Here is a 22,751-nt window from a genome sequence, read left to right as displayed (position 1 = left end):
CTCGAGTCATACTTTCATCAAGGTCAACGTGTTTTATTTCCACATTGGCAACTTTAATTCCCCATGCGTCAGTTTGTTTATCAAGTATCAATTGTACATCAGCGTTCAGTTGTTCTCGTTCTGCCAGCATATCATCCAGTTCATGTTGGCCTAAAACAGACCGAAGGGTCGTTTGAGATAATTGACCGGTTGCCTCCAGAAGGTTTTCAACTTGAATAATGGCTTTTTATGGATCGATTACCCGAAAATAAATAACCGCATTGACTTTAACCGAGACATTATCCCGGGGGATAACATCTTGCGTCGGCACATCCATTACCATGGTGCGTAAATCAACACGGACCATTTGTTGCAAAAACGGGGCTCCCAAGCCAGACACATAATACGCCTCAGTTTGAAATCCCTCTCATAATAACAATAGCGTCACTGGGCTCAGGAGGGTCAGACCGCAGGCAGAAGACGCGCTGCAAAAACGCCGATGGAAGCGCTTCCATTACACGGCAAATCTATCTGCCTGCTTCCCTCTGCCGTTGATACCGAAAATTCGGGCTCAATCAGGCTGCTGCAAGCGAGCCGCTTTCAGGGTATTTTGCATCAGATTAGCAATCGTCATCGGACCGACACCTCCGGGTACAGGTGTAATCGCTCCTGCCACTGCCTCAACTGTTGCAAAATCCACATCACCGACTAGTTTACGGGCACCCTCAACACTAATGGCATTGATACCCACATCAATCACCGTCGCACCAGGTTTAATCCATTCCGCTGTGACTAGTTTTGGAGAACCAACAGCGGCGATGACGATATCGGCCTGACGACAAAGCATAGCGATATCACGCGTACGGGAATGAACCATAGTGACGGTACAGTTGGCTTGCAACAGAAGCGCAGCCATCGGTTTTCCGACAATGTTTGAACGCCCAATCACCACCGCATGTTTACCCGTCAGATCACCGAGAGTTTCCTGCAACATCGTCATGCCACCCTGTGGAGTACAAGGTACCAGCCCTGGTTTACCGGTAGCCAATGCCGCTACATTAAGCGAATGAAAACCGTCTACATCTTTCTTAGGATCGATGGCATCAACAATTTTGTCTTCATCAAGATTAGCCGGCAAAGGCAACTGCACCAGGATGCCATGTACCTCAGGATTCCGGTTTAACTCATCTACAATAGAATCCAACTTCTCCTGAGAAACGTTTGCAGCGAGTCGATGTTCAAAAGAACGGATACCCACCTCAGTGGCACGGCGTACTTTATTACGCACATAGACCTGGCTGGCAGGGTCTTCACCTACCAACACCACAGCAAGGCCTGGTGTGATACCGTACCTTTCTTTGAACTCATCCACATCCACAGACACCTGTTCAAGTATCTTTGCGGACATTTTTTTACCATCGATTATTTGAGCCATCTCAATCCCCTTAACGAAAGACTACTGTCTTGTTGTCATCGAGAAACACTCGACTTTCAATGTGTAATTTAACCGCACGCGCCAAAGCAACCGTCTCAGTATCCCGACCAGCAGCTACCAGTGATTCAGGAGAAAAGGTGTGATTCACTAACTGAACAGACTGCTCAATAATCGGTCCTTCATCCAGATCAGACGTAATGTAATGTGCAGTTGCACCAATCAGCTTAACACCGCGGGTATGAGCTTGATGGTAAGGTTTGGCGCCTTTAAAACCTGGCAAAAAGGAATGGTGTATATTGATGGCACGCCCTTTTAACTGAGTACAAAGATTATCTGACAATATTTGCATATAGCGAGCCAGCACGACTAAGTCGGTACCTGTCTCCTCTACTACATCCAATAGCGCCTGCTCCTGCTCTCGCTTATTGTCTTTTGTAACCGGCAGGTAGATAAAGCGAATACCTTCACGCTCAGCCATTGGGCGTAAATCCAAGTGATTTGAAACAATCGCAGTGACTTCCATGTTTAATTCACCTTTACGCAGGCGATACAACAGATCGTCCAGACAATGGTCAAACTTGCTGACCATAATAAGTACTTTACATGGAACAGAGGCCGCTTCTAGCTTCCACTCCATATCAAACTCTTCTGCGACAGTAGGAAACTCCCGATTAAGATCCATGAGTGTGCTTTCACCGGATTCGATATGTCCGACTGCGCGCATAAAAAAGCGGTTAGTTTCTGTATCATCAAATTGAGACAATTCGCTAATATAGCAGCCTCTTTCAAATAGAAAAGAAGTTACAGCAGCAACAATACCGCTACTTGCGTTGCAAGTCGTTTTAAAAACAAACTGGAGTGGTTGTGAATCTTTCGTTGTCATAATAACCGCCTTTTTAGCTACCTTCGTGACTTAGTCCGGTCCGCTCAATACAGACTCAGCTAATTTTTATTCAATAAACTCATTTAAAACTTCAAACTTCTGCTCCTATCAATTCACGTCACATATTAGGGTAGTTAGGCCCACCCGTTCCCTCTGGAGTCATCCAGGTAATATTCTGAGACGGATCCTTGATGTCACAAGTTTTACAGTGCAGGCAATTCTGAGCGTTGATCTGTAATTGCATCTGCTCTGTTGCAGCGTCCTCCACGAATTCGTAGACACCGGCAGGACAGAAGCGCGCTTCAGGTCCATTGTAAATAGCCCAATTACTCTCCACCGGCACCACCTTACTTTTCAATTGAAGGTGACAAGGCTGATCTTCTTCGTGGTTGGTGTTTGAGAGAAACACGGAAGAAAGTTTGTCAAAACTGATCTTGCCATCGGGCTTTGCGTAATTGATCGGCTTGCACTCTGAGGCTTCTTTCAACTGGGCATAGTCTGGTTTATTGTCCCGCAGGGTGAAGGGCAATTTACCCTTAAACCAGTTCTGATCAAGGTAGTTAAAAGCGCCACCCCAAAAAGTGCCGAACTTATGCATGGCCGGACCGAAGTTTCGGGTGCGATGCAGCTCTTCATAAACCCAAGAGTTCTGTAACGCCTCGGTGAATGCACTGAGCTCCCGGCCGCCCTGATCGTCGGCTGACAAGGCATCAAAAATCGTCTCTGCCGCTACCATGCCACTTTTCATAGCGGTATGGGTGCCCTTAATTTTAGCGAAATTGAGGGTGCCGGCGTCACAGCCCACCAACAAACCACCAGGAAAGCACATCTTCGGTAAGGCATTAAGCCCCCCTTTAGTGATCGCCCTTGCACCATAAGCAACACGCTTACCACCCTCTAGCGTCTGCTTGAATACCGGATGGTGTTTCATACGCTGGAATTCGTCAAAAGGACCCAGATATGGATTCGAATAACTTAAATCAATCACCAGCCCTACTACCACTTGGTTGTTATCACCATGGTAGAGAAATGAACCGCCGTTGGTACCCTTCTCCAAAGGCCAACCTGCACCATGCACCACCAAGCCTGGCTTATGTTTATCAGGATCAATATCCCACAGTTCTTTGATGCCAATACCGTAATGCTGGACGTCGGCATCAGCGTCGAGATTAAACTTATCAATCAGCTGTTTGCCGAGATGGCCGTGACAGCCCTCGGAAAACACGGTGTATTTGGCATGCAGCTCCATGCCCGACATAAAGCTGCCCTTTTGATTACCGTCTGCGCCAACACCCATATCACCGGTGGCAATGCCTTTCACGGCTCCTTCGTCGGTATACAGAATCTCGGCCGCAGAAAAACCAGGAAAAATCTCTACCCCCATAGCCTCGGCCTGTTCACCCAACCAACGACATAAATTGCCGAGACTGATAACGTAGTTGCCTTCGTTATGCATGCTCTTTGGCACCAGGCTATTAGGTATTTTCTTCGCCCGTTCAGCATCCTGAAATAAGTATATTTCGTCACTGGTGACCGGTGTATTCAGCGGAGCCCCACGCTCTTGCCAGTCGGGAAACAATTCAATAAGGGCACGAGGCTCTAATACGGCGCCGGAAAAAATATGAGCACCGACCTCGGAGCCTTTCTCCACAACGCAGATACTAATTTCCCGTTCAGCTTTTTGCGCCTGCTGCATAAGCCGGCAGGCCGTGGACAAACCAGCAGGGCCTGCACCAACGATAACGACATCAAATTCCATCGATTCCCGCATTACTTATTTCCTTTCCCCATCGAGAATCAGTTTCTCTTATCGTTTACAGTGCTTGTTCTAATTCAGGAACGGCATCAAACAGATCGGCAACCAAACCATAATCAGCTATTTGGAAGATTGGAGCATCAGGATCCTTATTGATCGCGACAATTACCTTAGAATCTTTCATGCCTGCTAAATGTTGAATCGCACCAGAGATACCCACCGCAATATAAAGATCCGGTGCAACGATTTTACCCGTCTGTCCTACCTGCATATCATTAGGCACAAAGCCAGCGTCTACTGCCGCTCGGGAAGCACCAACGGCCGCGCCCAACTTATCAGCAACCTTTTCCAACATCGAAAAGTTGTCGCCATTCTGCATGCCACGGCCACCAGAAATCACGATGCTGGCTGAAGTAAGTTCAGGTCTCTCAGATACGGCTAAAGCCTCACTTATAAAAGCAGAGAGTCCCAGATCATGTACTTGTGTCAAAGACTCGACAGGCGCACTGCCCTTCTTTTCCGCCAGTGCAAAAGCAGTCCCGCGAACGGTCATAACTTTAATATTATCGCTCGACTGTACCGTCGCTATGGCATTGCCAGCATAGAGGGTGCGCTTGAAAGTATCGGCACTCTCGACACCGATAATGTCTGAAAAATGAGAGACATCCAGGGCGGCAGCCACCCGAGGTAAGATACTCTTACCATTAGCCGTAGCAGGTGCCATTATATGGCTGTAATCATTTGCCAGAGACTGGATTAAAGCGGCTACATTCTCAGCTAACTGGCCGTTGTAACACGCATGATCCGCAACTCTTACCCGGTTAACACCGCTGATCAATGCGGCTGCTTCTGCGGCCCCTGTACAGCCTTCACCTACTACCAAAACATCAATATCACCACCGATCAGACTAGCGGCAGTTACCGTAGTCAGCGTGATCTCCTTTAAACTGCTGTTGTCATGCTCCGCAATAATCAAGATGCTCATTTAAATCACCCCCTTTTCAGTTTTCAATTTTTCTACCAGCTCGGCAACCGAGCTCAAAATTTCACCGCCTTGGCGTATGTTTGGCGTTTCTACCTTGAGGGTTCTTATCCGTGGAGCAAGGTCTACCCCATACTCCTCAGCCGCTTTCGTCACTAATGGTTTACGTTTGGCTTTCATGATATTTGGCAGTGAGGCATAACGAGGCTCGTTAAGGCGTAAATCACAGGTAACAACCGCTGGCATATTGAGACATATTGTCTGCAAGCCACTGTCTACCTCACGAGTAATATTGATCTTGTCGCCGTTAATCTCCAACTTAGAAGCGAACGTGCCCTGAGACCACCCGGTAATTGATGCCAGCATCTGTCCCGTTTGACTATTATCAGTATCGATAGATTGCTTTCCTAAAAGCACTAGTCCAGGCTGTTCTTCTTCGATCACCTTGGCCGCTAATTTCGCCACTATTAAAGGCTCCAGCGCTGTGTCTGACTCGATGAGCAGCGCCCGGTCGGCGCCTATCGCCAGAGCTGTGCGTAGCTGCTCCTGCGATTGGGAACTTCCGATAGAAAGCGCTATGATTTCAGAAGCAATACCCGCCTCTTTAAGACGAACCGCTTCTTCCACTGCAATTTCACAAAAGGGGTTTAGCGCCATCTTGACATTGTTCAGATCGACATCACTGTTGTCAGCATTAACTCTAATCGTTACGTTCGGATCAGAAACCCGCTTTACCATCACTAATATTTTCATTACTTCGTATTCTCTATTTTGTTATTGCCTAAATTAACGATCAAGCTGACCACCTGATACCTATACCTGAATATATCTGTGCAAAGCGCTGACCAGCGCATGTCCGGCCAACGCTCTCACATTTACTTCCTAATTTGCGTTTTTAAAGCGGCCCTGCACGATTCGATCAATGATCATGGCGCAGCACAGAATAGCTAAACCAGCCAGCAGACCCTGCCCCTTAGCAGCAAATTGCAAAGCTTGCAGCACATCAGTACCCAGCCCTTCAGCACCAATCAGCGAGGCAATTACTACCATCGACAGACACATCAGTATTGTTTGGTTGACACCCGTCATAATGCTGGGCATCGCTAAGGGAATTTCAACATCCAGCAACAGCTTGCGACGGGTGCAGCCAAAGGCCATCGCCGCTTCCACAATCGTGTCTGGTACCTGCTTTATCCCCAGAGCCGTCAGACGCACTACCGGCGGCATGCCAAAGATTAGCGTAGCCAGAATACCTGGCGGCTTGCCGGTACCAAAAAATGCGATGATCGGTATCAGGTAAACAAACGCCGGCATGGTCTGCATAAAGTCTAATATCGGATGCGCGATAGCATAGGCCGTGCGACTCTTGGCACACAGGATCCCCAACGGCACCCCGATCACCACACACAGAGTAGCTGCGGTTCCCAGCAGCGCCACCGTGGTCATGCTCTTTTCCCAATACCCCAGAAACGCCAGATAGGACAATGCCGCCAACGTAAAGATCGCAACCCTCGGACCCGCCAGACGCCAAGCCATGACCAGTATCACCATCGCTGTCACTGGCCAGGGTGTATCGACCAATATCACTTCCAAACCATCAAGCAATACGCGTATGCCGCTGGTAATACCATCAAAGAAACCCGCTCCCTTCAGGGCAACACTGTCAAAGCCTGCATCCAGCCAGTTAGCCGCTCCGGAGAAAATCGCTTTGTTAGCGGGAAACTCGGTCAGCCACTCCACCGGCCGGGCCACCGTGAAACGGTACATCGTCAGCGGAAACATCACTGCCATCATGACGACACCTAGCAGTAAATTCATCGGGCTAAAGCCGCCTGTCTCACTGTTACCACCGCGCCAGCGGCAATACTTCTTTTCGTACACGAGATTAGCCATCAAGCCCTGCAACAGCACGATGACCACCAATGACAGCGCACCCCAAAGGATCAGCTGGTTGGCTCCCCCGGCTGCTAAATCAGCGGCATTCAGTGATTTCTCTGCAGCCCTCTGCAGATTATCGGCGTTACGCAGCAGGGCATCAGCATTCGCGGATCCCGAGTCCAAAGCAGTCTGAGCCTTGGTGGCCATCTCCTGCGATTTATTACTTAACCGTTCTGCCCGTGCCAGCTCGTCCGCCCCCAATTCACCCCACAAGCCCCGGCCCAGCTGAACCAGTGCAAACAAGATGGCGATGGAGCTCATCCAGAAAAAACCCCAGACATTACGCGCCGAGGCCCATAGCGGCCCCAACAACGCTGCGTGAGGATTAAAGGAAAATGACAAACCGTTTTTGGACTGAATCTTCTCAAACTGCTGGCTATAATACTCACCCTCTCGCTCGGCAAAACGATGAACGGACTCTGCCTGCTTTTTCAGCGACGCTGAATCTGAATCTTGTGTCTTGGAGTTCATGCTACTCATCCCCCTTGATACCCTGTAATAAAGTATCTTTGCTGATGATGCCGATATCTGCGCCTGCAGCATCGGTGATGATCACCGGCAGCTCTGAAGTAATGGCGATATCGATCAGGTGTTCGAGATTAGTGTTCTCATCCGCGCGTGGCGCATTGGCGAGATTCACACCTGCAGGCACCGTATCACTGTTCATATCTTGCATAATGGTATGAGCACAGATCAGTTTCAGATTGGAGATATCTTTGACGAACTCTGCCACATAATCATCTGCAGGATGCCTCACGATTTGCTCCGGTGTTCCGACCTGAATCAGATGCCCATCCTTCATAATCGCAATACGATCACCGATACGGATCGCTTCATCGAGGTCATGAGTAATGAAAACGGTAGTTTTCTGGAGTTTCTTGGTCAGGGACACGAACTGATTTTGCAGCTCGCGACGAATCAGCGGATCGAGTGCACTGAAGGGTTCGTCCATCAGCAGCACTTCGGGATCACTGGCCAGCGCTCGGGCTAGTCCAACACGCTGTTGCATGCCACCCGATAGCTCGTTAGGCCGACGGTCTTCATAACCAACGAGATTCACCAGTTCCAGAGCATGCTGAGATATCTCCCAGCGTTTAAACTTGGGTACGCCCTGAACCTCCAGTGGAAAGGCTACATTGTCCAGCACCGTACGGTGCGGTAACAATGCCATATGCTGAAATACCATGCCGATATGCTTAGCACGGACATCCCGCAAGTCATTATGAGACAGGGCCGACATATCTCGATCAAGGACCTTGATGCTGCCGGCAGTAGGTTCAATCAGACGATTGAGATGCCGGATCAGGGTAGACTTACCGCTGCCGGAAAGGCCCATAATGCAAAAGATCTCACCCCTTGCCACCGTAAAGGAGACATTAGCGATCCCCACCACACAGCCAAACCGCTCAAGCACTGCCGCCTTATCCAATCCCTCCTCAACGACCGCCTTCATCGCCTCATCGGATTGTTCACCAAAAATTTTCCAAACCCCTTCTAGCTGAATAACATCGTCACTCACGATTCATTCTCCCACTGTGTTTAGTATCTTTGCAGGGCAAAGTCGGGTTATACACATCCTTGGCGTAACAATCGAAGAATGCTCAATCCAATTCGACAAAAACCTAACTTAACTTAACTTTTAGAGAGCAAGGTGGCTTCAGAAGTATCCTCTGGAGCCACCCTTCTCTTAACCATGTAGCAGTTTGATTACGTCAAATTGACTATTGACCCAACCAGGATTCGACCAGGTCGCTATGCTCAAGAACCCATTCGTGGGCAAGCGTCTCAGGATCTTTCTTGTCCACCACCATGCTATAACTCAGCTGTCCCACCAGGTCAGCGTTAAGTTTAAAGTTCTTCAGTAACATCGCGGCTTCCGGTTGATCCTTTTCCAGGGATTTGGCGTAGTGCACATAAAGATAAGCGCTATCCCAGGCACTATCCGCATTGGATTCAGCTAACCAATCAGGAGAATCTGTAGGCTGTAGTACCTTCCAGGTATCCGGATTATGGGCTGGCTCTTTAAGAAAGACGAGCTCATGCATCGCAAACACGTGATGCGGGGTATAGCAGAAGAAGGCATAAGGCTTATCTGCCTTAACTGCAGCATCCAGTGCCGCCCAATTGAGCGGAGTATCCAGCTCAACCAGATTCATGGTTTCAGCATAACCATAGCTTTTGGCTTTAATTATCTCGACCGTCGTCGAGGCAGCTCCAGGTTGGCCTACCCACATCTCACCCTTGCCATCTCCATCAGTGTCGAATAGTACCGACTTATCCGGGTCTGACAGGTCATAAATAGACGTGATATTGTACTTTTCAGATGTCGCCTTAGTGATGCAGATTCCCTGCGCTGCCTCTACACCGTTCTGGTTCTGAACCACGGTTCCATTCTCGTTGACATATTTATCATGCAAATTTTGCTGGTTGGGCAACCACACTTCCGGGTGAACATGTAAAGAACCCCGATCCATCGCTTCGAAAATAACGGCGTTAGATCCACTTTGCATAGCGACATCCAACCCCAGATTATCCTCCATCACCACTTTCAGAATATAGGCAGTGGCAGCGGCCGAAGGCCAGGCCGGAACACCGACAACCACATCAGCGGCTTGGGCCAGCCCACCGGTTAAACTCAATACCACCGCGGCACTCAATGCCTTTATAGTTTTCATAACACTTTCCTTTTTCTATTATTATTGTTTGAATAATGCGGCCTATGCTTACGACCTGACACACAGGTTCTCTGGATCGAACAAAGACTCACCAACGACTCGTGCAGGATAAGCCTGACCTATGATTTCGACGTCACATTCAGCTCCTTCATGGGAGTGGGCAGGGTCAATGAAGCCCAGCACAATGTTCTTATTCACCCGGTAACCATAGCCCGCAGAAGTAACCGTACCGATTACCTTACCGTCAACGCAGATAGAATCACCTGGATGAGCGGCGGCAGTTTCACAATCAACCGTCATGGTCACAAACTGTCTGCGAGCAGGCTGTCCGGCCTTAGCCAGCAATGCCTCTTTACCAGGGAAGCTCTCCTTATCCATTTTAATGAAGCGATTCAATGAACTTTCGAAGGGATCGTATTCAGTGATCAGATCAGCTTTCCAGTGACGGTAACTCTTCTCGAGACGCATCGACTCTGTGGCCATCCCACCGAAAGGCGCCATACCGAACTCCGTTCCTGCTTCATTGAGCAACGAATGAACAAGGTAGAGTTGCTCATTAGGCACGTGCAACTCCCAACCCAGTTCGCCACTGAAACTAACGCGCATCGCCAGAGCTTCGGCATGACCGATAAAGACAGACTTAGCCGTTAGCCAAGGAAATGCTGCTTTTGACCAATCGGTACGAGGAGAAAGTTTAGCAAGCAGATCACGAGACTTAGGACCCGCGACCACCAAAATAGTGTGCGAGTTGGTCATAGGGGTAATCTCGACGCCTTCCTCTGGAAGACGCGTTCTAAGCCAATCCATATCGTGGTATTCGGACGCCGCAGCGGAACCGTACCAGAAGCGGTCTTCTGACAGTTTTGCCAGTGTTGCTTCACCCGCAACATTACCTTTATCGGTCAAGAAATAGCACAGGCCTACGCGACCTACTTTTTTCGGCACATTGGAGCACATCAGGCTATCCAGCCACTCGGCTGCCTTAGGTCCCTTAATTTCATAACGATTAAATCCGCTCACTTCCATCAGGCCAACCCGCTCGTTCACGGCCTTAACTTCTTCAGCAACAATTTTATCAGTCTCGGTAAAGCTGAAGCTGTGCTTGAATTCAAAATCAGCGTCCGGCTTAAAGAACATAGTTCGCTCCCAGCCATTAACGACACCAAACTCTGCATTCTGTGCTTTAAGCACCGGATAGATCGGTGTTGTTTTAGCCAAACGACCTGCCGTACGGAATTCATGAGGCATATGGAAGCGGAATTCATTCTGATAATCTTCCACCGCTTTACGCGCGGTAAACTCAGTATTAGCATGACGGGTGAAACGCGCGGGATCAATGCACCAGGTATCCCATTCTGACTCACCTTCCATGATAATTTCGGCCAGAATTTTGCCGTGCCCTCCGCCCTCACCCAGACCAGCCCTAAGACCGATGATCGAGTAGACATTGTCTAACCCCGGCGTTTTACCCACTAACGGATTACCGTCGGCGGAATAGGTAATAGGCCCGTTGATGATACTGCGGATGCCCGTTCGCTCAAGGCAAGGCATACGCTTAAAGACCCGCTCCATATTATCCAGGCAGCGATCTAAGTCATCAGGACAAAGCGCGTTAACAAAATTAGGATCAATGCCATCCATTCCCCATGTTTTACAACGCTGCTCGTAAATACCTACCAACAGGCCATCTTTTTCCTGGCGGCTATAGAAGTCATCAAGAGGGTCACGTAGCAATGGAACGCGCTTACCAAAATCCTGTATTTCAGGGATAGCCTCGGTTAAGAAGTACATATGTTCCATGGAGATAACAGGGTACTGAACGCCCAGCATTGCACCCACTTCATTTACCCGGTAACCGCCCGCATTAACGACCTTTTCACAGGTGATATCACCATTTACTGTCTGTACTACCCACTCACCGTTAGGCTTCTGGTAGATACCCTCAACCGGGTTATGGCGATAGATCTCAGCACCCGCCTTGCGCGCGCCACGTGCCAGCGCCTGAGTAAGCTGAGCGGGATCGATGTCGCCGTCCAAAGGATCCCAGAGACCACCCAGCAGGTCGTGGGTTTCGATCAAAGGGTGTCGTCTGGCGCACTCGGCCGGGTCAAGCAATTCAAAATCAACACCCATGCCTTTTGCCACGGAGATAAAGTGTTTATATCCGTCCATATGATCCTGGGTTGATGCCAGTCGAATCCCCCCGGAGGCATGGTGATAATTAATAGGGTGCTCAGGATCTTCGGATAACTCTTTATACAGTTTGATACTATGGCTTTTAAGCGCAACCATTGTCTGAACCGCTCCGAAATTGGTCACCTGTGCAGCTGAATGCCAAGTAGTACCGGACGTCAACTCATTACGCTCCACCAGCACAACATCTGTCCAACCAGCACGTGCCAGATGGTAAAGAGTACTGCATCCTGCGATACCACCACCAATAACCACAACTCTTGCATGCGATTTCATATTTACCTCTCCTAATTCTTGATAACGTTAGCGCTAATCGACCTTGCGGTACACTCGGCATCATTATGTTCATTGAGCGCTTTCACAACCTTATGGAAGCGCTTCCATTTCATCCAGATTAACTTTGACGGGCGAAACAAGTCAACATCTTTCTATAACTAATTTCAAACTGCCTCATTCATCACCAATCTGTTATATTGATGAGGCTATTTTTTAAATATTGCCTTCAATGGAAACTTGTGGCTTGATAATTGCCGTCACTAGAGGAACACTGAGATAAGTATGAAAGCGCACAACATTCGAGCCGGCAATCCAACCATGGAAGATGTCGCACGCACCGCAGGCTTAGCCTCAGTAACGGTTTCACGCTACCTCAACAACCCAGACTTAGTGAGCGAGCGTAGTAAACAGAAGATATCTGACGCAATCAGTTTGCTGAAATACGTGCCACATGCCGCAGCGCGCGCACTTGCATCCAACCGATCCCGCTTGATAGGTGCAATCGTACCCTCATTAGACAATAACCTTTTTGGGCTTGCCCTCGAGGTGTTTCAGGATCACATATCAAAGGCTGGTTACACGTTAATAGTAGCCTCCAATAACTATAATGCAGAAAAAGAGCGCGAACACATTAACCAGATGGTGTCTCACGGTGTAGATGCCCTGTTTCTGATCGGCAACTCTCGTGATGAGGCTATTTACCAATTACTTCAAGCTAAAGAAATACCCTATGTATTGACGTGGACTGTAGATCCCCGGCACCAACATCCCTGTATTGGCTTTAATAACCACACCGCCGCAGCCACTGTGACCGATTATTTACTGGATCTTGGGCATCAGAAAATCGCAATGATCTCTGGTTTTGTGAAAAACAATGACCGGGCATACGAACGATTACAGGGTGTTCGCGATGCTCTGGGCCGACGCGGACTGATCCTACCAGATGAATATCTGATTGAGGGACCCTTTGGCGTTGAACGAGGACGCGAAGCGTTCCGGCTGCTGATGTCCCGTCCACAACCACCGACTGCCGTGATCTGTGGCTCAGAACCTTTTGCCTACGGCGCTATTTTTGAAAGTAAACATCTGGGTATAGATATTCCCCGACAGGTCTCCATTACTGGTTTCGATGATATGTGGCTGGCATCGAGCATAAGTCCTCGCTTAACGACAGTAAGAACACCGCAACAACAGATGGGGGTGCTTGCAGCCAAATATTTAGTCTCAAAATTAAAGGGAGAGGATGTGCCGACACCCCACCCTTTGGAGACAGAACTCATTGTACGGGAGTCTTGCGCTCCCCCCGTTTAGACTATCGATTCTGTGCCACCGCGCTGCACAATTACCGGGCACCTTGAACGGCGCCCGGTCAGTCTCACTTGGCTGGGATAGCAACCTCAACGAAATCGGTCGTATTTTGGATTCCCGCGGCACTTCGTTGGGTGTCATGCCAGATACCCTTGATCAAAGCAGCGCATTGCAGAACCATTACGATGGAAAACGGAAAAGCACCAATGACCATCGCTGTCTGGATGGCTTTGAGTCCTCCACCCGGGCCCCCGGCAATCAATAGACCGGCAACAACGGCACCTAAGGCAATACCCCAGAAGTAGATGTGCGGGCGCGCTTTAGGGCCTTCGTCTCCGGCGGCGTTAATGGTATTGACAATCAAAACCGCAGAATCAGCTGTCGTCACCAGATAAGTGAGCAACAATATTACGATGAGAACTGACATTGCCCATCCCATGTAGTCACCCAACATATGGACAACCATTGCGAAGATCTTATCGCCATCGGAGCTAGAGAAGATAGCATCCCCTGCATCACCATTCAGCGTGAGATCAATCGCGGTTCCACCTGCAAAGCTAAACCAAACGAAACACATGATCGCAGGAATAACCATCGCACCCAGAACGAATTCCCGGATGGTACGGCCCTTTGAGATACGAGCAAGAAACATGCCGACGAAAGGCGCAAACGCAACCCACCACGCCCAGTAAAATACCGACCACGCTCCCTGCCAACCTTCCTGCTTTGTAGCGATAGAATCTGCGACACCGTCAGAGCGGAAGACCTGAAACATCAGCTTAGGAAGCGCCATGACATAGTCGATGATGCCGTAGAAGAAGGCATTCAAACCAAAGAAGGTGGACCCGAAAATCAGAAAAAAGCTCAACAGAAAGATGGATAGGCACATGTTGATGTTCGACAGCAACTTGATCCCTTTGCCTACACCGGACAACGCCGACATGGTCGAGGCCGACATGATGATGACAATCGCGACCAAAACGCCGAGCGTGTTTGCGGTGCCTTCCTCGCTGGTCAGACCGTCGATACCAATCCGGGTCATCCCGGCTACGAATTGCTCAACACCAAAGCCAAGTGCTTGCGCGACGCCTAGAATAGTCGCCACAACGGCAACGATATCGATAACGTTGCCAAGTGTGCCGGACAGTGCTTTACCGAAGATCGGTGTTAGCGATGATCGTACGGTTAACGGTAATCCACGTCGATAGCTAAAATAGGCCATCGCCATACCGGTAATACCGTAGCACGCCCAAGCGCCGAAGCCCCAGTGCAGATTTGCCCATTTGTATGCGTAGCGGACGCTTTCAGCCGTCCCGCCTTCGACCACGCCGGCAATGACGTCTGGATTATTTTGAAAGTGATAGACAGGCTCAGCCACAGCCCAGGTCAGCATTCCAACGCCGATAGCTGCTCCAAACATCATCGAGAACCACGAAAAGTCCCCGAACTCAGGTTTATCGCCTTCAACGCCAAGCTTCAAACGGCCCGTCGCGGGGATCAGTGCCAGGGTTACGCAGAGGATAAGAAACAATGCGACGATGTAGATGTACCAATAGGCTGTATTGGCAAGGATGAAGCTATTGATCGCATTCAGAATGCGACCCGCCTGATCAGGAAATACAACGGCCCAGATCACGAGGATCGCGACGATAATTTTCGAGTAGACGGCCACACTTTTGTTAAAGCCAGTATAGAATCCGGCCTCGGATGTCTGGATCGGTAAATCCATTAAAGGGGGTTTTAAAGACATAATTTTTTCTCTGTTGTTTTTTTTTTGTGTTCGGCAAGCAGTAGCATTAAGCAAACTCACAGAACTCACAGATAAAAATGAAAGCGCTTCCATCAACCTACTTTAATACATTAACTCATGTCAACACGCTTTCTAAAATAAATGGAACTTTCTTAAACCTCTATAAATCGCACCAAAAAAGCACCATCTATTAACTCCGCATGCGACAAAACAGGGCTTTTTTTCTACCAAACTCAGCTCAAAAAATACCTGGTCTGAAAAACCAATGCGACAAAAATACCGGCGCCCCAATCTACAGGCACGGCATGTACTTGACTTATATCCTCTGGAAGCGGTAACCGGTTCCGTTCAGAGGTCACGCCTGCCGTTTACTGTGCTGCAGTTACGCACAACTCCACAAGTATGTTCGGCCTGGCCATATGCGCTTCAACACAAGCACGGGCTGGTTTTGGCTTATTAGCAATCCAGGCATCCCACACCGCGTTCATCGCAGCAAAGTCTTTCATATCACGTATGAAGATAGTTACCGATAATAATTTATCCGCTGAGGATCCCGCTTCAGACAAAAGATCTTCGACCTTTTGCAGGCATCGCTGAGTCTGTTCAGCGATATCCCAAGCCTCATCACAAGCCGTCTGGCCACACAGGTAGATAGTGTTGTTATGTTTAACAATTTTACTCATACGCTCGGTTGAGCCAATCCGTTCAATACTCATCTTTTTCTCTTCGTTATTGTTATTAATCCAATACCTGAATCAGAGATAAAAGTAATTACCCTTCTCTCTGTACTATAGGCACTATAAACATGGGGATGAGGGAGCGATTCAAAACATTCTTAACCATACCGTCCAGAAAAGTGCACATAATATCTTGCGGCTAAACCGGCTAGATTAGGCGCCGTCACAAACGATCATATTCCAGCGTGGAATTACTGGATAAAAAGTGATCCCTCCTACCTGCACTGCCGTTGAGCCTGCCTATAAGAGAGATAAAACCGGTTTTCTATTCAGAACCTAAAACCTCACTCACGATGGCCTGAGCCAGTAGTGTCGAGGTATCGTAAACAGGCAGTACAGTCTGTAGCTGGTCGCCAATAATCGATAATTCAGTACAGGCAAGAATAAGACATTGCGCGCCCTGATCAGCAAGATTCCGGGCTGCACGGTTATAAGCCTGTATCTGTTCAACAGTCTGATTTTTAGCCTTAACAGCACGGATCAGATCCATGACTGCCTGCTGATCTTCTTGCTGCGGATAAAGCACCTGTACGTCATGCTTATCGAACCAGGGTTCATAAAGATGAATTTTCTGCAAAGCACTGGACGCCAGCAGACCCGCCTTACGTAAATCTGGTTGTTCTTTTTTGGCAGTTTGGGAGGTCAGCTCGATCAGATTAAATACCGGGATATTCACCGCAGCGGCGACATCCGGGTAATAGTGATGCGCGGTATTACACGGAATAACCAAAAAGTCAGCGCCCTGTTTTTCCAATCCTAGGGCCATGCCAATCATACAAGGAACAGGGCTTTCTCCCGTCCCCTCAATAATTGCTTTGATTCTTGATGGCACTTTGGGATTGTTATCCACCAGCATACGAATATGGTCTATATCATCTTTGGCCGGCGTTGCTGCAATCACTAGTCGCATCAATTCCACCGTAGCTTCAGGACCCATACCCCCAATAACACCGACGATTTTTTCGTTACCCGCTTTGATACTCAATTCTGGCACTCCCTGACCACTTCAACGATGATCTCTGCAATCAACGCGCAGTCATTCTCACTAAAGGTTAAAGGAATACGCATATCAAGCAGTGTCGATAGAATCTGTTCAGTTTTTGGTAACGTGGGCATGTCCTGAATATAGCGCCAGCTGTCATATCTGCTAGTATAGTCCGCAGGTTCATTATTACCGAACCACTTCAGGATCACTCCACGCTCGCTACTGATTTGAACCACCCGGGCAATCTGATCAACATCAAACCCCGGTAATGAGAACTGAATCGAACTACCTACAAATTTTTCTGCATCAGATCTGGCTGGAACATGGATAGCAGGACAGCCCGCCATTATGTTATCAATGATAATGTAGCGCCGGTTCCACTTTTCACATTGAGCATCCAGATTGGATACCTGAGGACGCAGAATCGCTGCGCGCAGGTTATCCATACGACCACTATAGTTAGGCGTGTCGTAACGGATCTGATCAAAGAACTCTTTTGGCGGCCCCGCGAAATGACGGTCAAACAACATATAAGAGCCAGAATACATGATGGCCCGCGCCATCACTTCAGGATGACGGGTAGTAAGAAAGCCACCTTCACCGGAATTGACATGCTTGTATGTCTGAGCACTGAAGCAAGCTATATCGCCAAAAGTTCCGCTCTTAACACCATTCCAGCTTGCCCCCATGGTATGGGCGCAATCTTCAATAAGAAAAAGGTTAAAACGCTGACAAATATCCATAATGCGATCCATATCCGCTAAATGACCGCGCATATGAGATAACAGGAAAAATTTAGCACCCGATTCTGCCGCCTTTAACTCCAAATCATCCAAATCGATGCAGTAATCATCAGCCACATCGACCAACACCGGCACACCACCACTGTTATGAATGGCTCCCGGTACGGGGGCAAGAGTAAAAGCATTACACAACACCTTATCGCCAGGCTGAAGTCCTGCCGCACGCATCGCAATATGAAGCGCATAACCACCCGACGAACACGCCAGACAATAAGGAACGCCCAGATACGCGGCAAACTCTATTTCCAGCAGATCAGTTTCGCTTTGTTCACCAGGCAGGCTGTTATAGCGATGCAAACGCCCGGAGCGCATCACGTCCACTGCTGCCTCGATCCCCTGTTCGGGAATCGGCTCCTGCTGAGTAAACGACTTTTCAAAGATTTTCATGGCCCTATCCTTAATCGTAGTGCTTCTGATCGTAAACCGTGAAATCCCATTCGGTCTCCGGATAGTACTTACGCAGGCGCCAATCACAGGCACGCGCATGACCTTCCATACCTTCTGTACGGGATATACGGGAGCCGACAGCGCTGAATACCAGATTGGCAGCCTCATCCAGCTCTTGGTATGTCAACACCTTCATGAATTTCTGAACGTTCAGACCACCACTGTAACGGGCGGCTTTCTTGGTGGGTAAAATATGGTTGGTGCCGGAACACTTATCACCGTGGGATACAGTGCTACCCTCTCCCATGAACAGGGAACCATAATTGTTCAGGTTTTCTTTCCACCATTCCGTATCCTTAGTCATTACCTGAAGGTGCTCACAGGCATACTCATCACTAACCTTAGCGAGCTCTTCACGTGTATCACACAAAATCACAACACCATGATCGCGCCAGGCGGCTTCACACACATCGGCATTGGGCATGTCAGCGATAACATGAGGCATAATTTCCAGAACTTTTTCACCAATTTCGCGACTGATAGTGAACAGCCAAACGGGAGAATTAGTGCCGTGTTCGGCCTGTGAAACCAGGTCTACCGCTATTGTCATTGGATCCGCTGTTTCATCCGCAATGATCGCCGACTCGGTAGGACCCGCAAACACATCAATACCTACGGCACCGAACAGCATACGCTTCGCTTCAGCTACGAACGCATTACCAGGTCCGACCAAAATATCCACCGGTTTACCCGTGAATAAGCCATTGGCCATCGTAGCAATTGCGTGTACGCCACCCATTTCAAAGATGACATCCGCGCCGGCCACATGCATTGCATAAGCTACCGCCGGGTTAATACTATCGCCACGGGGTGGTGAACAAGCCACGATATAAGGTACACCTGCCGTTTTAGCGGTAGCAACACTCATCAACGCAGACGCTGCGTGCGCATATCGACCACCGGGAACGTAACAACCGGCACATTGAACCGGCATCACTTTCTGGCCAAGACGAACACCGGGTTCTGTTTCTATTTCAAAAGAAACCAGACTATCGCGCTGCGCTTCTGCGAATCGTTTAATCTGACGGTGCGCAAAATCAATATCATCTTTAACACTTTGCGGAACACTATCAATCAACGCCTGTTTTTTCTCTTCGGACAGGATGAAGTCGCCCTCCCAGTTATCAAACTGCTTAGCGTATTCTTTAACGGCGGCTTCGCCTTCTTCTTCAATACGTTGTAACATTTTCTTAACAGTTGCCTGAACTTTTTCATCTTCATCAGCAACTAAACCGGCCGAAATCGCCTTCTTTAAATATTCCATAGACACCTCCTGGTTTCTCTAATCTCAAATACCTTGTGGATTAATGCAAGGCAATAAAACCGATCATCAGAGCCGCGATAAACACGGTCTCACTGATCACTAAGATGACTGGCATCCAACCGACATTCATAATTTCCTTGAGGGATGTACGAACCCCCAGAGCTGCCACTGCGGTCAATAGGAGCCAAGATGAACTGCCAGATAAAGGCTCAGCAATCATTGCTGGAATGACACCGAAACTGTTTGCGGTAAATAAGGCTACAAAGCCGATCAAAAAGCCGGGAATTGCCACCCGACCAGAGCCCGATTGTTGAGACATGCCACCACGAAAAGCGTAACCAATCATCAACACGATGGGCACCAGCATGGCGACCCGAAGCAGCTTAACGAAAGTACTCAGGTCACCGATTTCACCGGACATGCTATAGCCAGCACCGACCACCTGGGCGACATCATGGATGGTTCCACCCAAAAACAGACTGGCTTCCTGAGGCGTCATCGCTAACTCATGAACGATCATTGGATAGACGACCATAGCGATCGTGCTCAGTGTTGTGACACTGATGACCGTAAACAACGTCTCACGTTTACTTTCCTCACTTTGAGGCAGCATGCTACTAATCGCCATCGCTGCGGATGCACCGCAAATAGCCACAGATCCGCCGGTTAATATGCCAAAGCGATTACTAAAACCAAGCCATTTGGCCATAGCCATACCAAAGCCAATAGTCAGCAGCACGGCGGAGCATACCATCACCAAAGGACCCCACCCCAGAGACAGCACATCACCAAAGGTGATGCGCAGCCCCAACAGCGCCACACCTAAACGCAGCAAAGTCTTGGCGGAGAACTCAATGCCGGGAATACAACGGGATTCTTCACTGAGAAAATTAAAAGCAAGTCCCAGTAAAAGCGCCATAAGCATGGCCGGAGCACCGTACTTCTGAGACAGAAAGGATGCAGCGATACCGATCGTGATCGCGACACATATTCCCGGAAAGTAACGATGTCTGATCTGAATAGCCCGATCAAAAATCCCTACTTTTTGCTCATTTTCTGAAGTACTCATCACCGTCGTCCCCGCTCGTTAATTAGTAATAAGTAGGAAGGTTTAAAGCTTCACGATAACCGAAGAGCGCCTGGCTACCACCGGTATGCAGAAATACGATGTTATCGTCTTTATTGAACTCGCCCTTACGAACCAAGTCGATTAAGCCCGCAGCACCTTTTGCGGAATAAACAGGATCCAGCAGAATAGATTCGTGACGAGCAAACAGCTCAATCGCTTCAATACCACTTTCCGTTGGTATTCCATAGCCTTCACCCACATAGTTACAGTTAGCAACAACGTGCTCACGTTTTACTACACCAGGAATACCCATATGTTCTGCTGTCTTTTCTGCCAGACGGAAAACATTCGCTTCTTGTGTTTCCTGAGGCACACGTACACCAATACCCAGTACCGGAATCAGGCTGTTAGACGCCACCAGACCGGTTACCAAACCTGCCTGAGTACCCGCACTACCGGTAGCATGAACAACACGATCAATCTTCAAGCTCTGATCATTCGCCTGAGTAAGCAGCTCCAGAGCCGCGTTCACATAACCCAGCGCACCAGTAGGATTGGAACCGCCGCCTGGAATAATATATGGTTTCTTACCTTCAGCACGTAGCGTGGCAGCAACCTCTTCCATCGCTTGGTTCATATCAGTGCCAGCAGGATACTTGCTCAATGACGCGCCAAACAGCTGGTCCATCAGCACATTACCGTTATAGTTATAATCTACAGCAGTGCTACCGGTGCGATCTTCCAGCAGCAAGTGGCATTCCATACCCATCTTGGTCGCAATTGCAGCAGTCTGACGGGCATGGTTAGATTGAGTTGCACCTTGCGTAATGATGGTATCAGCACCTTTCGCAATAGCATCACCCATCAGGAATTCAAGTTTGCGGGTTTTATTACCGCCACCAGCCAGACCCGTACAATCATCCCGCTTAATCCAGAGGTTAGGACCACCGAGAAGTTTACTAAGGTTTTTCATTGGCTCTAGTGGCGTATTCAAATGTGCAAAATGTAGTCGAGGAAATCGGGATAAATGCATCGTAATGCTCCTATGAATGGACGTATTGTATATGACTTAGCTTACTATGAAAGCGCTTCCATTGATAATAAAAGCTGCAATAGCCGCTGACCAATGCTATTTTCTATTCAGCTTGGTACTTTTTGGCATACCCTAGATATGACGTTACCTACAGACGCATATCCGGGTCGGAATTAGTAATTTTCGTGGGCGTAATGAGGGCAGAAATGGAACTGAAATGGCTAGAAGACTATCTGGCATTAGTGGACTACGGAAGTTTTTCAAAAGCCGCCGAAGCCCGGTCAGTAACGCAACCGGCCTTCGGCCGTCGTATTCGATCATTAGAAAACTGGCTAGGATTTGCACTGGTAGATCGGCAGAAATACCCCACAACTTTGACTCCATTAGGTAAGGAGTTTGCCCCACAAGCCCGCGAGTGGACCGAGCAATTCTACAGCACTCGCGCAGAGATGCGAGATCGGGTGTCTAGTACTAAACGGATCACTTTCGCTGCACAGCACTCACTGACGGTTTCCTTCTTACCCAACTGGATTAAACCGTTACAGCCTTTAATCGATGATATCCGTATCCGAATTAATGCCGACAACCTCCATAACTGCCTTGATACCCTTATGTCCGATCAGGGCGACTTCCTACTGTGTTACCACTCCCCGGAGATTTTCCCCCAGCTGGAGCGAGATGATGTGCTGAGCTTTCAGATCGGAACTGATCAGTTAATCCCGGTATCGGCTGTTGATGATAATGGCGTAGCTTTGCATGAACCCCGCCCGGGAGCCCCCCTGAAACTTTTGAACTATCCTGATGAATCGTTTTTCGGAAGATTATTAGAACGGGACTATTTCTCCCGAAAAAACCCAAAAATTCAATTTCAAATTCAATGTGAAAATGCATTGGTAGAAGGACTTAAAGCTTTAGTATTAGCGGGAAACGGACTGGCGTGGTTACCTGAAAGCGCGATTATTCCAGAGCTGAAACAGGGTCTTCTGGTACGTATTAGCGACCCCCTACCCTCTATAAAATTGAAAATCATGCTCTATCGCAAAACAACACCGCGACTAAAAGAAATCGAGGTGATTTGGGAATATTTTAAAAATCTTAAAAACTAAATTCAGAAACTGCCAAAACGGAATACAACTCAGATCAAGATGTAATCCGTTAATCTAACCCAAGCGGTCAGCGCAACACATTATCTATTCTGGTAGTTTCTTCAGGCCTGCAGCCAAGTCAATTGGCATAGG

18 protein-coding genes and 1 pseudogene are annotated in these 22,751 nt (G+C 48.5%); 2 read left to right on the top strand and 17 right to left on the bottom strand.

Going from position 1 to position 22,751, the window contains the following annotated elements; all coding sequences use genetic code 11:
• The 10 genes and pseudogenes from Nant_RS00285 to Nant_RS00240 all read right to left on the bottom strand — a co-directional run.
• Nucleotides 1-361: pseudogene (locus tag Nant_RS00285) on the bottom strand (SPFH domain-containing protein); the annotation flags it as partial.
• A gap of 189 nt (nucleotides 362-550) precedes the next feature.
• On the bottom strand, nucleotides 551-1,414 hold the full coding sequence (gene folD, locus Nant_RS00280) for a bifunctional methylenetetrahydrofolate dehydrogenase/methenyltetrahydrofolate cyclohydrolase FolD (protein ID WP_054339642.1): 864 nt from the start codon (nucleotides 1,412-1,414) through the stop codon (nucleotides 551-553).
• A 10-nt stretch (nucleotides 1,415-1,424) separates the two neighbouring features.
• Nucleotides 1,425-2,297: a formyltetrahydrofolate deformylase gene (gene purU / locus Nant_RS00275; RefSeq protein WP_054339641.1), complete on the bottom strand. Its 873-nt coding sequence runs from the start codon at nucleotides 2,295-2,297 to the stop codon at nucleotides 1,425-1,427.
• A 118-nt stretch (nucleotides 2,298-2,415) separates the two neighbouring features.
• Nucleotides 2,416-4,068 carry an electron transfer flavoprotein-ubiquinone oxidoreductase gene (locus Nant_RS00270; RefSeq protein ID WP_054339640.1) on the bottom strand — a complete coding sequence of 551 codons (1,653 nt, stop codon included), beginning with the start codon at nucleotides 4,066-4,068 and terminating at the stop codon, nucleotides 2,416-2,418.
• A 43-nt stretch (nucleotides 4,069-4,111) separates the two neighbouring features.
• Nucleotides 4,112-5,038: an electron transfer flavoprotein subunit alpha/FixB family protein gene (locus Nant_RS00265; RefSeq protein WP_054339639.1), complete on the bottom strand. Its 927-nt coding sequence runs from the start codon at nucleotides 5,036-5,038 to the stop codon at nucleotides 4,112-4,114.
• Nucleotides 5,039-5,788: an electron transfer flavoprotein subunit beta/FixA family protein gene (locus Nant_RS00260; RefSeq protein ID WP_054339638.1), complete on the bottom strand. Its 750-nt coding sequence runs from the start codon at nucleotides 5,786-5,788 to the stop codon at nucleotides 5,039-5,041. It lies immediately after the preceding gene.
• A 129-nt stretch (nucleotides 5,789-5,917) separates the two neighbouring features.
• On the bottom strand, nucleotides 5,918-7,444 hold the full coding sequence (locus Nant_RS00255) for an ABC transporter permease (protein ID WP_202904915.1): 1,527 nt from the start codon (nucleotides 7,442-7,444) through the stop codon (nucleotides 5,918-5,920).
• 1 nt (nucleotide 7,445) lies between these two features.
• Nucleotides 7,446-8,492 (bottom strand): quaternary amine ABC transporter ATP-binding protein, encoded by a 1,047-nt coding sequence (locus Nant_RS00250; protein ID WP_054339636.1) that lies wholly within the window; start codon nucleotides 8,490-8,492, stop codon nucleotides 7,446-7,448.
• A 202-nt stretch (nucleotides 8,493-8,694) separates the two neighbouring features.
• Entirely contained in the window at nucleotides 8,695-9,648 is a 954-nt protein-coding gene (locus Nant_RS00245) for an ABC transporter substrate-binding protein (RefSeq protein WP_054339635.1), read from the bottom strand.
• Between the two features lie 48 nt (nucleotides 9,649-9,696).
• Complete coding sequence (locus Nant_RS00240) at nucleotides 9,697-12,117, bottom strand: GcvT family protein (protein WP_054339634.1); 2,421 nt, start codon at nucleotides 12,115-12,117, stop codon at nucleotides 9,697-9,699.
• Between the two features lie 282 nt (nucleotides 12,118-12,399).
• Between Nant_RS00240 and Nant_RS00235 the strand changes: the two genes are divergently transcribed.
• A complete protein-coding gene (locus tag Nant_RS00235; RefSeq protein WP_054339633.1) occupies nucleotides 12,400-13,428 on the top strand; it encodes a LacI family DNA-binding transcriptional regulator in 1,029 nt (342 codons plus the stop codon).
• Between the two features lie 64 nt (nucleotides 13,429-13,492).
• Here Nant_RS00235 and Nant_RS00230 read toward each other — a convergent pair whose 3' ends face one another.
• From Nant_RS00230 to cuyA, 7 genes are all read right to left on the bottom strand, one after another.
• Nucleotides 13,493-15,268, bottom strand: a complete 1,776-nt coding sequence (locus Nant_RS00230) for a BCCT family transporter (RefSeq protein ID WP_238377031.1) — start codon at nucleotides 15,266-15,268, stop codon at nucleotides 13,493-13,495.
• Nucleotides 15,269-15,543: 275 nt separating this feature from the next.
• Complete coding sequence (locus Nant_RS00225; RefSeq protein WP_054339632.1) at nucleotides 15,544-15,891, bottom strand: RidA family protein; 348 nt, start codon at nucleotides 15,889-15,891, stop codon at nucleotides 15,544-15,546.
• Nucleotides 15,892-16,177: 286 nt separating this feature from the next.
• Nucleotides 16,178-16,897 (bottom strand): cysteate racemase, encoded by a 720-nt coding sequence (gene cuyB, locus Nant_RS00220; protein ID WP_076495981.1) that lies wholly within the window; start codon nucleotides 16,895-16,897, stop codon nucleotides 16,178-16,180.
• Nucleotides 16,894-18,087 (bottom strand): DegT/DnrJ/EryC1/StrS family aminotransferase, encoded by a 1,194-nt coding sequence (locus Nant_RS00215; RefSeq protein ID WP_054339631.1) that lies wholly within the window; start codon nucleotides 18,085-18,087, stop codon nucleotides 16,894-16,896. Before Nant_RS00215 ends, cuyB begins: the two co-directional genes overlap by 4 nt.
• 10 nt (nucleotides 18,088-18,097) lie before the next feature.
• Complete coding sequence (hisD, locus tag Nant_RS00210) at nucleotides 18,098-19,411, bottom strand: histidinol dehydrogenase (protein ID WP_054339630.1); 1,314 nt, start codon at nucleotides 19,409-19,411, stop codon at nucleotides 18,098-18,100.
• A 40-nt stretch (nucleotides 19,412-19,451) separates the two neighbouring features.
• Nucleotides 19,452-20,480 (bottom strand): YeiH family protein, encoded by a 1,029-nt coding sequence (locus tag Nant_RS00205; protein WP_054339629.1) that lies wholly within the window; start codon nucleotides 20,478-20,480, stop codon nucleotides 19,452-19,454.
• A gap of 22 nt (nucleotides 20,481-20,502) precedes the next feature.
• Nucleotides 20,503-21,513, bottom strand: a complete 1,011-nt coding sequence (cuyA, locus tag Nant_RS00200) for a D-cysteate sulfo-lyase (RefSeq protein WP_054339628.1) — start codon at nucleotides 21,511-21,513, stop codon at nucleotides 20,503-20,505.
• A 206-nt stretch (nucleotides 21,514-21,719) separates the two neighbouring features.
• On the opposite strand from cuyA, the gene Nant_RS00195 reads away from it, so the two are divergent.
• Entirely contained in the window at nucleotides 21,720-22,619 is a 900-nt protein-coding gene (locus tag Nant_RS00195; protein WP_054339627.1) for a LysR substrate-binding domain-containing protein, read from the top strand.
• Nucleotides 22,620-22,751 lie beyond the last annotated feature (132 nt).

The sequence above is a fragment of the Neptunomonas antarctica genome (genome assembly GCF_001305295.1).
Taxonomy (GTDB): Bacteria; Pseudomonadota; Gammaproteobacteria; order Pseudomonadales; family Balneatricaceae; genus Neptunomonas; species Neptunomonas antarctica.
Note: the sequence above shows the minus strand (reverse complement) of the source record. Positions and strands in the feature narration are given on the sequence as shown.